This window comes from Thermomonospora catenispora, assembly GCF_006363815.1.
GTDB classification, from domain to species: Bacteria; Actinomycetota; Actinomycetes; order Streptosporangiales; family Streptosporangiaceae; genus Thermomonospora; species Thermomonospora catenispora.
Genome location: NZ_RRYT01000036.1, coordinates 1 through 13,878, shown reverse-complemented (window position 1 = coordinate 13,878; position 13,878 = coordinate 1). Strand labels below are relative to the sequence as shown.

Sequence of the window (13,878 nt, the reverse complement as noted above, 5' to 3'; positions counted from 1 at the left end):
GCCCGCACCGGACCGTCCGACGGGGCGTCGGGGGCCGGCCGCGGCCGCCGGCGTCCCGGTCCGGGCCCCGGCGGGGTCAGCTGTGCCCGATCGCGGCGGCCTCCCGGCCTGCGGTCACCTCCAGGTCGATGGCGTCGTCGCGCACCGCGACCACGACGTGCGCGCCCGGCCGCAGCCTGCCGGACAGCAGCATCTCCGACAGCCGGTTGTCGATCTCCCGCTGGATGGTGCGGCGCAGCGGGCGGGCTCCGAACTCCGGCTGGTACCCCCTGCGGGCCAGCCAGTCGACCGCCTCGGCGCTGAACTCGATGGTGACGTCCTGGGCGTGCAGCCGGCGGCGGGTCCCCTCCAGCAGCAGATCGGTGATCTGGCGGAGCTGGCGGGGCTCCAGCCGACGGAACACGATGATCTCGTCGATCCGGTTGAGGAACTCCGGCCGGAAGGCCTCGCGCAGCCGTCCCATCACCCGGTCGCGCAGCGAGGCGTCCACCGGGCCGTCGTCGGAGGCGAATCCCAGCGTCGTCCCGCCGCTGATCACATCCGAGCCCAGGTTGCTGGTCATGATCACCACGGTGTTGCGGAAGTCCACGGTGCGGCCCTGCGCGTCGGTGAGCCGCCCGTCGTCCAGCAGCTGCAGCAGCACGTTGAACACGTCGTGGTGGGCCTTCTCGATCTCGTCCAGCAGCACCACCGAGTAGGGGCGGCGACGGACCGCCTCGGTGAGCTGGCCGGCCTCCTCGTATCCGATGTAGCCGGGCGGGGCGCCGGTCAGCCGGCTGACGGTGTGCCGTTCCCCGAACTCGCTCATGTCGAGCCGGATCATCCGGTCCTCGCTGCCGAACAGCGCCTCGGCCAGCGCCCGGGCCAGCTCGGTCTTGCCGACTCCGGTCGGCCCGAGGAACAGGAAGCTGCCGATGGGCCGGTTCGGGTCGCCCATCCCGGCGCGGGACCGGCGGACGGCCTCTGCGACCGCGGCGACCGCCTCGTCCTGCCCGATCACCCGCCGGTGCAGATGCTCCTCCAGCTTCAGCAGCCGCTCCCGCTCCCGCTGGGTGAGCTGGGCGACCGGGATCCCGCTGATCCGCGACACCACCTCGGCGATGTCCTCCACCGTCACCTCCGGCACCGTGCCGGGGCCGTGGCCGCCCGGCGTCGAGGCGGCCTCGCGGCGGCGCTCAAGCTCGGCCAGCTCGTCGCGGAGCATCATGGCGCGCTCGTAGTTCTCCTCGGCCACCGCCTGGTCCTTCTCCCGGCGCACCTGGTCGATCTGCTGCTCCAGCTCGCGGACGTCCCGGCCGGGGGCGCGGGTGCGCAGCCGCACCCGCGCGCCGGCCTGGTCGATCAGGTCGATGGCCTTGTCGGGCAGGAACCGGTCGGTGAGGTAGCGGCTGGACATCTGCACCGCGGCCACCAGCGCCTCGTCGCTGAACCGCACCTGGTGGTGGGCCTCGTAGCGGTCGCGCAGGCCGCGCAGGATCTCGACGGTGTCCTCCTCGGCGGGCTCGGACACCAGGATCGGCTGGAAGCGGCGTTCCAGGGCGGCGTCCTTCTCGATGTTCTTGCGGTACTCGTCGATGGTGGTGGCGCCGATGACGTGCAGCTCGCCGCGGGACAGCGCGGGTTTGAGCATGTTGCCGGCGTTCATCGCGCCCTCGCCGCCGCCCACCGAGACCATGGTGTGGATCTCGTCGATGAACACCAGCAGATGGTCGGAGTTGCCGCGGATCTCGTCGATCAGCTTGGACATGCGCTCCTCGAAGTCGCCGCGGTAGCGGGTGCCGGCCACCACCCCGGCCAGGTCCAGCTGCACCAGCCGTTTGCCGGCCAGGGTCTCGGGCACCTCGCCGTCGACGATGCGCTGGGCGATGCCCTCCACGATGGCGGTCTTGCCGACGCCGGGGTCGCCGATGAGCACCGGGTTGTTCTTGGTGCGCCGGGACAGCACCTCGACGGTCTGCGCGATCTCCTCGTCCCGGCCGATCACCGGGTCGATCCGTCCCTCCCGGGCCAGTTCGGTCAGGTCGCGGGCGAACTCGTTCAGCGTGGGGGTCTCCGGAGGCTGTTGCGGGGCCGGGGCGGGGCGGGCCACGCCGGCGGCCTCCTGCAGCGCCTGCGGGGTGATGTGCGCCTCGTGCAGCAGCCGCCCGGCCTCGGAGTCGGCGTTGAGGGTCAGCGCATACAGCACGTGCTCGGGACCGATGTAGGACGAGCCCACGGCACGGGAGATCTGGTAGGCGTCCAGCAACGCCCGCTTGGCCGACGGCGTCATCATCGGGGGGACGTCGGTCGACGAGCCCCGGCCGCCGGACCGCTCGATCCGGGCGGCGATCTCGTCGGGGTCGCCGCCCGCCTTGGTGAGCAGGTGGCGTGAACCCTCCTGTCGGGTCGCCGCCCACAGCAGGTGGTCGGTGTCCAGGTCCGGGCTGCCCCACTGGGCGGCCTTGGTCGCCGCGTCCCTGATCAGCTCCCGGGCCGGCTCGCTCATGAAGCGGGCGAGGTTGACGCGTTCCACCGGCCGGCGCCCGCCCGCCCCGAAGAAACGGGCGAGCAGCTCCTCGAAGGGATCCAGTCCGCCGGGACCGTACCAGCCCCCTACCATGTCTGACCTCCTCGACCCGTGATGCGGTGTCGGCTCGTAGGCGGGCCTCTACCCGCGCCTTTGCGCCGAAACCTCCCGGGTCGCCTCCCGGGCGCATCACGTGCCGGGGCTCACGCGCCGGGGCTCACGCGCCGGGGCCGGTGCGGGATCCCTCCGCCCCCGGTGCGGCCGGGCCGCACCCCGCCGGCGCCCCGCCGGGGGCGGGGCCGTGGGGGAACGGCGTCCGGGCCGGCCCCAGCAGGTCGGCGGCGTGCTTGTCGTAGAGCTCCAGGTTGCGGGCGGCCAGGTGGTCGAACGATTGCGGCACCGACGAGCCCGGCGACAGCGACGCCATCGCCCGGTCGGGGTCGAGCTCGGCGGCCGTCCAGGACTCGTGGGTCGCCGCCCGCGCCACCACCTCGGCGATCGGGGTCACGATCATCGAGTTGCCGAAGTACAGGGTGCCCGCCGGGTCGGCGCCGACCGCGTTGGCGCCGATCACATGGACGTGGTTGTCGTAGGCGCGGGCCCGGTTGGTCAGCTCCCAGACGTCGGCCGACCGCAGCAGCGCCGACGGGCGGCAGATCACCTCGGCGCCGCGCACCGCCTGGATGCGCCACAGCTCGGGGAAGTCCCCGTCGAAGCAGACGGCCATGCCGATCCGGCCGAGCCCGGTGTCGACCACGCACACGTCCGTCCCGGGGGTCGTCCATCCGCCGTCGGCGGCGTTCTCGGCGCCGAACGGGTGGGTCTTGCGGTAGACGCCGAGGACGTCGCCGGCGGGGCCGATCAGCACCGCCGCGTTGTGCACGGCGCCCCGGCCGGCGCCGCGCTCATAGGTGCCCATGCACACGTGCACGCCCAGCTCCCGGGCGGCCTGCTGGAGCGGCTCGGTGATCGGTCCGGGCACGGCCGACACCAGCGACCACAGCTCCTCCACCGGCACGCCGGGGGTGAACCCGGTGGTGCACGACTCCGGCAGCACGACCAGCTCGGCGCCGGTGGCGGCCACGCAGCGCCGCACGAAGGACTGGGCCTTGTCCAGATTGGCGTCGACCGACGCGGCGGTCAGCGGGCCGGGGGCCGGGGCCAGCTGCACCGCCGCCGCGATGAACCTGCGCATCTTGCGCCCTCCTCTCCGCGCCCGCCCGCGCCTTTCGCCGCCCTCTCCGCCCTTCGCGCCTCCCGGCGCCAGCTCAGCCGGCGCCGCGGCGACGTCCCAGGGCGTACCCGACGACCACGCCGGCCAACGCGACCAGGCCGCCCATCCCGAACGCCAGCGCCATCGGCCCGGCCGGGCCCGCTCCGGCGAGGGCGGGTCCGGCGGCCCGGCCGGGGAAGACCCTCGCGGTCTCCGGGCGGGCCGCGGCCTCCTCCGACGCCGGGGCCTCCCCCGGGGCGAAGGCGGGCTCGGGCGCCGGGGCGGGGGCGGTGAGCTGGCGTTCCACCGCGCTGAAGAACTCGCCGGCGGTGCGCCGGGCGACGCTGCCGAGCATCCGTTGGCCGACGCCGCCGAGCATGCCGCCGACGACCGCGTCGGCGTCGTAGTCGACCCGGGTGCCGCCCGCCTCCTCGGAGAGCCGGACGGTGACGGTGGCCTCCACCGTGCCCGGGGCGCCCTGACCGCGGGCGCGCAGCACGAACGAGTGCGGCGGCTTCGGCTCGGCCAGCGCGACCCGACCGACATAGGTGCCCTTGACGGCGGCGACCCCCGCGGTGATCGTCACCTTGTACGCGTCGTCGCCCAGCGCCTCCAGACCGTGGCAGCCGGGGATGCTGCGGGCCAGCACCGCCGGGTCCCGCAGCGCGTCCCAGACCCTGGGCGGAGGGGCGGCGAGGGTGGCGCTCCCGGTGACCTTCATGTCCCGACCCTAGGAAATCCTCCCCGCCTGAACGAATGGCAAGATATGCCGAGCGCGTCGCGTGCCTTTGGCACGCCTGATGTGCGAACCTTCCTGAGCGCGGACGCGTCGATCAAGGCGGACGCCCCGACCCCCTGCCGGACGGCCGGTCCGGCGCACGTGCCCCCGAGGAGGTTCCATGCGCGGCAAGGTCCCCGTGGTCGCCTGTCTGATCGCGGCCGTGCTGGGGGTGGGGGCCGGCGTCGTCCCCGAAGCGCGCACCCAGGCCGCCGCCGACACCGATCCGGCGCTGCGGGAGGATCTGACCGCGCTGCTGGCCGACCGGGAGTGGCCGCGCCCCAAGCCCCGCACCTGGACGGTGGAGCAGGCCGCCGACATCCCGCGCGGGGCGGTGCCGACGATCCGTCGGATCAACACCACGGACAAGGTGGTGTTCCTGACGATCGACGACGGCTACGAGTACGACCCGGAGTTCGTCCGGATCGTGCGGGAGCGGCGCGTCCCCATCATGACCTTCCTGACGACCACGTACGTCAAGGGCCAGGGGCAGTACTTCTGGGCGCTGCGCAAGGCGGGGTCGCGCATGGAGAACCACACCGTGGACCATCCCGCGCTCAACACCCTGCCGCTGGAGGCGCAGCGGCGGCAGATCTGCGGCGCCTCGGACGCCATCGCCCGGCAGTACGGCAGGCGCCCGGTGTTCCTGCGGCCGCCGTTCGGCGCGATGAACGAGCTCACCCAGCAGGCCGCCAAGGACTGCGGGATCAAACTGATCATGCTGTGGAACGTGGAGTTCTACAACGGCACCACCGGGCCGGGGGTGGGCTTCAACGGGTTCGCCCGCGGCGACGGGCAGGGCAGCGGCTTCCGGCCCGGCGACATCGTGCTGATGCACTACCGCAAGGGGCTGGCGCAGCAGATGCGGATGATCCTGGGGTGGATCGAGCAGCAGGGGTTCCGGCCCGCCGCGATCGAGAACTACATCCCCCGCTCCCTCGGCGGCAACGCCCCGGACGACGCCACCACCGTCTCCTGACCCCGATACCGGCATCACGCCGTTAACGCACTTATCTGGAGCTTTCCCCAAATGGCCGGGGCCGTGCGGCGGATCCGCATACAGTGCAATCGGCCGGCGGGGCAGGGGTCCCCCGCTCCCGGACGGGCCCTGCCGGCCGTCGGCGTCATGCCGGGAGGCGCTCCACGCGCAGAGCGGGGTCGACGGCGGCCCGCCGCCGCAGCCGGAACAGCCCGTCCGGCGACAGCGGCATGGCGTCGATCCGGATGCCCTCGGCGTCCTCGACGGCGGAGGCGATCACCGCCGACACCGGGATCACCCCGGCCTCTCCCGCGCCCTTGATGCCCAGCGGGTTCAGCGGGGAGGGCGTCTCCAGGTGCCCGGTCCGGATCCGCGGCACCTCGGTCGCGTACGGCATGAGGAAGTCCATGAACGAGGCGTTGAGCAGCTGACCGGACTCGTCGTAGACCATCCGCTCATACAGCGCCCCGCCGACGCCCTGCGCCACTCCCCCGTGGATCTGCCCCTCCACGATCCGCGGGTTGATCATGCGGCCGCAGTCGTGCACGACCGCGTACCGCAGGATGCGGATCTCGGCGGTCTCGGGGTCCGTCTCCACGACGGCGGCGTGCATCCCCGAGGCGAACGTCGACCGCACCGGCGAGTAGTAGTCACGGCCCTCCAGCCCCGGCTCCTCCCCGGCCGGCACCGGCGGCTCGTCCGGCGATCCGCCCACCGCGAACTGGGTGGCGCGGCGGGCCTCCTCGTCGAACGCGTACCGCAGCGGGTTGGCCAGCACCGCCACCGTGCGCAGCGGGATCGCGGCCGTGGGGTCGCCGCGGACGTGCACCACCCCGTCGGTGATCTCCAGGTCGCGGGGGTCGGCCTCCAGCGCCTCCCCGGCGATCCGCAGCGCCTTGTCCCGGACCCTGCGGCAGGCCAGCGCGATGGCGTTGCCGCTCATCACGGCGGCGCGGGAGGCGAACGTGCCGACCGCGTACCCGAACCGGCGGGTGTCGCCGGTGGCGACCGTCACGTCCTCGATCGGCACCCCCAGCTCGGCGGCGGCGATCTGGGCGAACACCGTCTGGTGCCCCTGGCCCTGGGAGGTCAGGCCGGTGGCGACGTGCACCCGGCCGGTGGAGTCGATCTCCACATGGCCGCCCTCGTAGGGGCCGACCCCGGTGCCCTCCACGTAGCAGCCCAGCCCGATGCCGATCCGGCGGCCCTCGCGGCGCGCCGCCTCCCGCTCCTCCGCGAAGCCGTCCCAGCCGATCAGCTCCTTGATCATCTCGAGCATCCGGGGGTAGTCGCCGGAGTCGTAGATCAGCGGACGCCCGTCCTGGAAGGTCAGGCCCTGGTCGTAGGGGAACTCCTCGGGCCGGATGAAGTTGGCCGCGCGCACCTCGGCGCGGTCCAGCCCCAGATGAGCGGCGATCTTGTCCATCGTCCGCTCCATGCAGAACACGCCCTGCGGCCGCCCGGCGCCCCGGTAGGGGGTGACGATGACGGTGTTGGTGTAGAGGCTGGTGAACTCCACCCGGTAGGCCCCCGGCTTGTAGGGGCCCGGCAGCTGGGTGGAGGTGACGATCGGGACGATGATCCCGTACGGCGTGTAGGCCCCGTGGTCGTGCAGGATCGTCACGTCCAGGCCGAGGATCCGCCCGGCGTCGTCGAAGCCGACCCGCACGCGCTGCACCTGGCCGCGTTCGTGGGCGGCGCCCACGAAGTGCTCCCGGCGGTCCTCGGTCCACTTGACCTCCCGGCCGAGCAGCCGCGCCGCCCACGGCACCAGCACCTCCTCCGGCCAGGGGTGGACCACCTTGACGCCGAAGCCGCCGCCGACGTCGGGGGCGATGACCTCGACCTTGGTCTTGGGCAGGCCGAGCCGGGCGGCCAGCGCCATCCGCACGCCGGTGGAGGTCTGCGTGGAGGAGTACACCCGCAGCGACCCCTCGTCGGGGTCCCAGCGGGCGTACACGCCGCGTCCCTCCAGCGGCATCGAGGCGCTGCGCTCGATGTCGAGGCGGAACTCCAGCCGGTGCGGGGCGGCGGCGACGGCGGCGGGCGCGTCGCCCACCTCCTGCACCAGGTGCGCCCCCACGTTGCCGGGGACGTCCTCGTGCACGAGGCGCTCGGCCGCCGCCGCGTTCTCGATCCCGACGACGGCGGGCAGCACCTCGTAGTCGACGCGGATCCGTTCGGCGGCGTCCTCGGCCAGGTAGCGGTCGCGGGCCACCACCATGGCCACCGGCTCGCCCACGTGCCGGACCACGTCGCGGGCCAGCGGGCGGGCGGTGCGGCCGTGGGTGAGCGCCGGATGCGGGATCAGCAGCGGAAGGGGGTCCCCGACCCCGGGGGGCAGGTCCTCGTGGGTGTAGATCGCCACCAGCCCGTCGACGTCGAGCGCGGCGTCCACGTCGATCCCCTCGATGCGGGCGTGCGCGTGCGGCGACCGCACGAACGCCGCGGCCAGCGCGCCCCGGCCCAGGTCGTCCAGGTAGCGGCCCTGTCCGGTCAGCAGCCTGGGGTCCTCCCGCCGCGGGATCGGCTCCCCGAACATGGACGTGCTCATGATCCGTCCCCGCTCTCGGCGATGAGCTCGGCGGCGCGATGGACCGATGCGACGATGTTCTGGTACCCGGTGCAGCGGCACAGGTTGCCGGAGATGCCCTCCAGCACCTCCTCGTCGGTGGGGCGCGGGTTGTCGCGCAGCAGCGCGGTGACCGTGCACAGGAACCCGGGGGTGCAGAAGCCGCACTGCAGGCCGTGGCACTCCTGGAACGCCCGCTGCACCGGGGACGGCTCCCCGTCCCCGGGAGCCAGTCCCTCGACGGTGGTGATCTCATGCCCCGCGGCGGTGATCGCCAGGGTCAGGCAGGAGCGGACGGGGTCCCCGTCCATCAGCACGGTGCAGCAGCCGCACACGCCGTGCTCGCAGCCCACGTGGGTGCCGGTCAGGCCCAGGTCGTGGCGCAGGAAGTCCGACAGCAGCCGCCGGGCGGGGGCCCGCGCGCCGCGCCGCACCCCGTTGACGGTCATCGTGATCTCGAAGACGGGTTCGCCGCTCATGTCCCTCCCGGCGGTGCGTTGCGGGCCGCCTCCGCCAGCGCGCGCCCGGTGAGCACGCCGACCAGATGACGGCGGTAGTCGGCCCCGGCGTGGATGTCGCCGCCGGGGTTCACCCGCGCGACGGCGTGGGCGGCCGCGGCCGACCAGTCGACCGCCCCCGGCGGGCGGCCCTCCTGTCCCTGCACGGCGGGCCCGGTCAGGTCCAGCACCACGGGGGTGTCGGCGACGCCGAGGTAGGCGGCGCGGGCGGCGCGGACCCGCAGATCGTCGTCGAGGGTCACCAGCGCCGCCGCTCCGACCAACGCGTAGTCGCCGTGCCGGCGGGCCAGCTCGGCGAAGGCGGTGCCGGTCCGCGGCGGCAGGGCGGGGAAGAACGCCGCGGTCGCCAGCTCCTCGGGGCGCAGCGCCGACTCCAGCGGGCCGGTGAAGAAGTCGGCCGCGGCGACGGTGCGCCGCCCGGACGCCGAGGCCGCCTCCACATGGCCGTCCAGCAGCGCCAGCACGGCGGGCAGCTCGGCGGCCGGGTCGGCGTGCGCCAGGCTGCCCACCACGGTGCCGCGGTTGCGGATCACCGGGTGGGCGACGTGCCGCAGCGCCTGACGCAGCAGCGGCTGCACGGCCGCCGCCTCGGCGGAGCGCTCCACCGCCGCGTGCCGGGCCAGCGCCCCCGCCCGGACGCCCGCCGCGGTGACCTCCAGGGCGTCCAGGCTGGCGACGCCGTTGATGTCGATCAGCCGTTCGGGGGCGGCCAGCCTCATGTTGAGCAGCGGGATCAGGCTCTGCCCTCCGGCCAGGACCTTGCCGCCCTCGGCGAGGTCCTCCAGCGCCTCCTCGAGGGTGCGGGGGGCCCGGTAGTCGAACGGCGGCGGTTTCACGGGCCCGTCACACCGGCCTTTCCCCTCCGGGATCCGCGCCCGGGCCCTCGACCGCCCCGGTGGGGTCCTTCTCGAAGCCGACCTCTCCGTAGGAGACCTCGCCGTCGCCGACCCGATCGGCGATCGCCCGCAGCAGGTGGTAGCCGACCAGGACCACGATGGTGCCCAGGGCGATCCCCTCCAGGCCGAAGTCGTCGGTGACGGGGTGCACCACCGGGCCGATGGCCAGGATGATCCCGGCGCCGAGCGGGACCATGTTGACCGGGTCGGCGAAGTCGACCCGGGCCTCCACCCAGATCTTGGCGCCGAGCAGGCCGATCATGCCGTAGAGGATGACGGTGACGCCGCCGAGGACGCCGCCGGGCGTGGCCGCGATCAGCGCGCCGAACTTGGGGCACAGCCCGAACAGGATCGCGATGACCGCCGCCACGTAGTAGGCGGCGGTGGAGTAGACCCGGGTGGCGGCCATGACCCCGATGTTCTCCGCGTAGGTGGTGGTGGGCGAGCCGCCGACCGAGGTGGTGACGACGGTGGCGGCGCCGTCGGCGAAGACGGCCCGGCCGATCATCGGGTCCAGGTCGGTGCGGGTCATCTCGCCGACCGCCTTGACGTGCCCGGTGTTCTCGGCGATCAGCGCGATCACCGCGGGCAGCACCAGCAGGATCGCCGACATCTTGAAGTCGGGCGCGTGCATGTCCGGCAGCCCGAACCAGGCGGCCTCCTTGACGCCGGAGAAGTCGACCCGGTCGTGCGGGAAGGCGGTGGCCACGCAGTAGGGGCCCTCGGCCGGGCAGGGCTGCCCGTCGGGGCCGCGCAGGTTGGCTCCGGGGACCACCGAGGTGACCGGCCCGAACAGGTCCAGCACCCACGACAGCGCGAACCCGAACGCCAGCCCCAGCAGGATCGAGATCCGCCCGATGAACCCGCGGAAGGCGACCATGACCACGAACACGAACGCCATCGTGATCAGCGCCACCCAGTGGTCCTGCGGCCAGTAGGTGTCGGCCACCACGAACGCCAGGCCGAAGCCGATCAGCATCACCACCGCGCCGGTCACCGGCGGCGGGAACACCCGGTGGATGATCTGCTGGCCAAGCAGGTGGATCGCCACCCCGACCAGCGCCAGCACCGCGCCGGCGACCAGGATCGCCCCGGTCACCCAGGCGTCGGTCTGCGCGGTGTCCACGCCGGCCCGAATGGCGAACACGCCGCCCACGAACGAGGCGCTGGTGCCCAGGTAGCTGGGCACCCTCCCCTGCACGATCAGCAGGAACAGGATCGTGGCGACCCCGGACATCATCACCGCGAGGTTCGGGTCCAGCCCCATCACCAGCGGGAACACGAACGTCGCGCCGAACATGGCGATGACGTGTTGGGCCCCCAGCCCCACGGTGCGCGGCCAGCTCAGCCGCTCGTCGGGCATGACCACCTCGCCCGGCGCGGGGCTGCGCCCGTCGCCGTGCACCTTCCAGCCGAATGCCATCTGCTCTCCCTCGGTCTCGGCGGAAGGACCGGGGCGGTCGCCCGTGACCCGCCGCGACGCCTGTTCTTGGCGGGAAGATAAGGGGGGTGCGGCACGGAGTCCTCGGCGACTTGTGCCAAAGGCGCACCATCCCCTTGGCAGGTCAATGTGCCCCAGATCACATTCGCGCTAACCGGTCGTTTCGCGGTGATCGGCCGTTCACATGCCGATGCCCCGCATGCGCATCACGTGCAGCGCCAGCGTCAGGTTGAGGCGCAGGTGGGCGTCCTCGGTGAACGGGCCGAGCATCCGCTCCAGCTTCCCGATCCGGTAGCGCAGCGTGTTGTAGTGGAAGTGCAGCTGCCGGGCGGTCTCGGCGACGTTCAGGTTGGTGTCCAGCAGCACCTGCAGGGTGCGCCGCAGGTCCACCGCCTCGGGGTCGTCGTCGGTGGCGAGCCCGCCCAGCGTCTCGCGGACGAACACGTGCAGCTCGGTCGGGTCGGACACCAGGCTGAGCAGCCGGTAGACGCCGAGCTGGTCGAAGTGGGCGCGGGCGCCGGCGCCGTGCATCTGCCGCCCCACCCGGACCGCCTTGACCGCCTGGTCGTAGGCCTCCGGCAGTCCGGACGGCGAGGTCACCGTGCGGCTGATGCCTGTGGAGAACGTGCGGCGGGGGCCGGGCGGCTCGCCGAACACCGCGGTCGCCTCCTTGACCAGCAACGCCGGGTCCGGGGCGGCCGACCCGGCGGGCGTGCGGCCGTCCGGTCCGGCGGCGCCGACGATGGCGACGACCTCGTGGGCGAAGCTGACCACCGCGCCGTTCCGGTCGTGCCGGCGCACCACCGTCGTCCACGCCTGGGCCAGCCGTTCCTGCACCATCCGTTCCTCGTCGCCGCGCCCGCGCGCGGAGCGGGCGCCGCCGGGGGTCTGCTCGCCGCGCGCCCGGCCCCCGCCCCCTGAGGCGCGGTCGTCCAGCTCGGCCACCAGCACCACCATGGGCCGGTCCAGGTCCCAGCCGAACCCGGCGCCGTGCGCGATGACGCTGTCGTCCTCGCCGGCCCGCCCGGCCAGCACGTCGCGCAGGAAGTCGGCGCGGTACTTGCTCTCCACCGCGGCCACCGCCTGCTGCTTGGTGATCAGCAGCGCCACCACGGTCGCGGCGCGCTCCAGGATCCCCACCATGTCGGTCTCGCGCAGGCCCCCGGCGGGGCGGCGGGCGATGATCCGGCCGTAGTCGAACCCCCCGGCCAGCACCGGGACCATCAGGTGCTCGCCGGCCAGCACCGGCCCGGAGGCGCGGTCGGGGCCGTCCCAGCCCAGCATCTCCCGCACCTGATCCTCGGGCCCCGCCGCGGCCAGCGCGCGGCGGTCGCCGTCCATGGCCACCACCGCCACCTCCAGCAGCTCGGCGACCTCGTCCACCACCTCCTGCAGGCCGCCGCCGTTCAGCACGATCTGCACCAGCGCCCGGTGCACCTCCTCGGTGCGCGCCAGCACGGCCGCCTGCCGGTTGAGGATGTCGGTGAGGACCTGGTTGAGGATGTCGTCGAACCCGACGTCGGCCGGCAGCAGGATCAGCGGGAAGCCCAGCCGGTCGGCCTGCTCGATCATCTGCGGCGGCAGCCTGTCCAGATAGCGGCCGAGCTTGACGCCCAGGGCCGACAGCCCCCGCTCGTCCAGATCGGCGACCAGGTTCTCCAGCGCCTGGGGGGTGTTGCGCAGCGGGTAGCCGGTGGTCAGCAGCAGCTCGTTCGGCTTGACCCAGGCCAGGATGTCGGGGACCTCCATGACGTTGAGCCGCTGCACGATGCGGTCCAGCCCGGACCGTCCGCCGATGAGCCGGGCGCCCTTGAGCGTGGACACCCCGAGCACCTCCCCCACCGACAGCCCGTAGGTGAGGGTGCCGGTGCTGGCCAGCCGCAGCGCCGGGGGTCCCGGATCGGCGGCGGCGTAGGCGCGATCGGTGAGCTTGTCGGGAAGCATTGCCAGGGTCTCCTGCCGGTGCGTGCGATCCCCTCCAGGGCGCGCCTGTTGATTTTCGCGGACCACACTGACAAGAAATACGAAGGCTGGCAACCAGTCTTGGCAGCTTTCCCCATACGTCCGGCCTAGGCCGGGGTCTACGTTTCCCAGAAAACAACGACTGGAGGGCTTGTGACTGCCGTCATGCGCGAGCCGGTCGCCCTGCCCACCCGGCAGCGGTCCCGGCCTCCGCTCGCGGGCTCGGCGCGATCCGCCGCTTCCGTTCTGCCGGGCGCCGCCCGATCCGCCGGCCCGACCGTCCCCGGTGCGGCCGGCACCGGCCTGCGCCGCGTGCTCGAGGCGCCCCGGGTCCCCGCCCGGGTGATCGCCGCGTTCCCCTCGGCCGTCTACCTGGAGACCCGGGCGGCCGAGGAGCCGCGGGTGCTGGCCGTGGTGACCAGCGACGCGGTGCGGCTGCCGAACGCCGTGGTCATCGCCGCCGGCAGCCGGGACCGGCCGTTGGAGGGCGTCGGGGAGGGCGCCGAGGCGTGGGTCGGCGACGGCCACGTCGAGGCGGGGCCGCTGCGGGTCCGGGTGCGCCGCTGGTGGGACCCCTCGCCCGCGCTGGGCCCGTTGTCGCTGGCGCGATTGGACCACGGCGTGCGCGAGCTGGAGGAGGCCGTCGCCGGGTCCCGGTTCGGTCTGGCCGGGCATCCCGATCCGCCGCTGCTGGCGGCCCGGTGCGCCGCCGGCGACCTGGCGGGCGCGGTGGAGATCGCCGAGCGGATCGTGGGCCTGGGGCCCGGGCTGACCCCCAGCGGAGACGACGTGCTGGCCGGGCTGCTGGTGGCGCTGCGCGCGCTGAGCGCGTCGGTGCGGCAGGGCGGCGCCGCCGCCTGGCTGGCCGACTGGCTGGGCGCCGCGGTCACCGCCGACGCCGACACCCGCACCACGGCGCTGGCCGCCAGCCTGCTGCACTGCGCCGCCGCGGGCCAGGCGAGCGCCGAGGTCGCCGCGGCCCTGCGCGCGGTCGCCGGGCACGAGCAGATGGC

Annotated in this window: 10 protein-coding genes; 2 read left to right on the top strand and 8 right to left on the bottom strand. The window is 73.9% G+C overall.

What is annotated here, in order from left to right; all coding sequences use genetic code 11:
* Window positions 1-76: 76 nt before the first annotated feature.
* The 3 genes from EIO00_RS20835 to EIO00_RS20825 form a co-directional block, all read right to left on the bottom strand.
* On the bottom strand, window positions 77-2,599 hold the full coding sequence (locus EIO00_RS20835; RefSeq protein WP_140181570.1) for an ATP-dependent Clp protease ATP-binding subunit: 2,523 nt from the start codon (window positions 2,597-2,599) through the stop codon (window positions 77-79).
* A gap of 124 nt (window positions 2,600-2,723) precedes the next feature.
* Window positions 2,724-3,701, bottom strand: a complete 978-nt coding sequence (locus EIO00_RS20830) for a carbon-nitrogen hydrolase family protein (RefSeq protein WP_140181568.1) — start codon at window positions 3,699-3,701, stop codon at window positions 2,724-2,726.
* A gap of 73 nt (window positions 3,702-3,774) precedes the next feature.
* Complete coding sequence (locus EIO00_RS20825) at window positions 3,775-4,440, bottom strand: SRPBCC family protein (RefSeq protein WP_140181566.1); 666 nt, start codon at window positions 4,438-4,440, stop codon at window positions 3,775-3,777.
* 178 nt (window positions 4,441-4,618) lie between these two features.
* Between EIO00_RS20825 and EIO00_RS20820 the strand changes: the two genes are divergently transcribed.
* Entirely contained in the window at window positions 4,619-5,476 is an 858-nt protein-coding gene (locus tag EIO00_RS20820) for a polysaccharide deacetylase family protein (RefSeq protein WP_140181564.1), read from the top strand.
* A 145-nt stretch (window positions 5,477-5,621) separates the two neighbouring features.
* On the opposite strand, the gene cutA is transcribed toward EIO00_RS20820, so the two are convergent.
* The 5 genes from cutA to EIO00_RS20795 all read right to left on the bottom strand — a co-directional run bounded on the left by cutA (window position 5,622) and on the right by EIO00_RS20795 (window position 12,847).
* Window positions 5,622-8,030 carry an aerobic carbon-monoxide dehydrogenase large subunit gene (gene cutA, locus EIO00_RS20815; RefSeq protein ID WP_140181562.1) on the bottom strand — a complete coding sequence of 803 codons (2,409 nt, stop codon included), beginning with the start codon at window positions 8,028-8,030 and terminating at the stop codon, window positions 5,622-5,624.
* Window positions 8,027-8,527: a (2Fe-2S)-binding protein gene (locus EIO00_RS20810; RefSeq protein ID WP_140181560.1), complete on the bottom strand. Its 501-nt coding sequence runs from the start codon at window positions 8,525-8,527 to the stop codon at window positions 8,027-8,029. The genes cutA and EIO00_RS20810 overlap by 4 nt, the downstream gene beginning before the upstream one ends.
* On the bottom strand, window positions 8,524-9,402 hold the full coding sequence (locus EIO00_RS20805) for an FAD binding domain-containing protein (protein WP_140181558.1): 879 nt from the start codon (window positions 9,400-9,402) through the stop codon (window positions 8,524-8,526). Before EIO00_RS20805 ends, EIO00_RS20810 begins: the two co-directional genes overlap by 4 nt.
* A 7-nt stretch (window positions 9,403-9,409) precedes the next feature.
* Window positions 9,410-10,885, bottom strand: coding sequence for a uracil-xanthine permease family protein (locus EIO00_RS20800; protein ID WP_140181556.1), 1,476 nt, complete (start codon window positions 10,883-10,885; stop codon window positions 9,410-9,412).
* Window positions 10,886-11,083: 198 nt separating this feature from the next.
* A complete protein-coding gene (locus EIO00_RS20795; RefSeq protein WP_140181554.1) occupies window positions 11,084-12,847 on the bottom strand; it encodes a PucR family transcriptional regulator in 1,764 nt (587 codons plus the stop codon).
* 171 nt (window positions 12,848-13,018) lie between these two features.
* Between EIO00_RS20795 and EIO00_RS20790 the strand changes: the two genes are divergently transcribed.
* The coding region (locus EIO00_RS20790) for an oxamate carbamoyltransferase subunit AllH family protein (RefSeq protein ID WP_140181552.1) at window positions 13,019-13,878 on the top strand (860 nt) is incomplete at its 3' end.

Bases quoted from the DNA above. Each gene is read 5' to 3' on its own strand.
- EIO00_RS20835 (WP_140181570.1), bottom strand. From the start codon at position 2,599: ATGGTAGGGGGCTGGTACGGTCCCGGCGGACTGGATCCCTTCGAGGAG.
- EIO00_RS20830 (WP_140181568.1), bottom strand. From the start codon at position 3,701: ATGCGCAGGTTCATCGCGGCGGCGGTGCAGCTGGCCCCGGCCCCCGGC.
- EIO00_RS20825 (WP_140181566.1), bottom strand. From the start codon at position 4,440: ATGAAGGTCACCGGGAGCGCCACCCTCGCCGCCCCTCCGCCCAGGGTC.
- EIO00_RS20820 (WP_140181564.1), top strand. From the start codon at position 4,619: ATGCGCGGCAAGGTCCCCGTGGTCGCCTGTCTGATCGCGGCCGTGCTG.
- cutA (WP_140181562.1), bottom strand. From the start codon at position 8,030: ATGAGCACGTCCATGTTCGGGGAGCCGATCCCGCGGCGGGAGGACCCC.
- EIO00_RS20810 (WP_140181560.1), bottom strand. From the start codon at position 8,527: ATGAGCGGCGAACCCGTCTTCGAGATCACGATGACCGTCAACGGGGTG.
- EIO00_RS20800 (WP_140181556.1), bottom strand. From the start codon at position 10,885: ATGGCATTCGGCTGGAAGGTGCACGGCGACGGGCGCAGCCCCGCGCCG.
- EIO00_RS20795 (WP_140181554.1), bottom strand. From the start codon at position 12,847: ATGCTTCCCGACAAGCTCACCGATCGCGCCTACGCCGCCGCCGATCCG.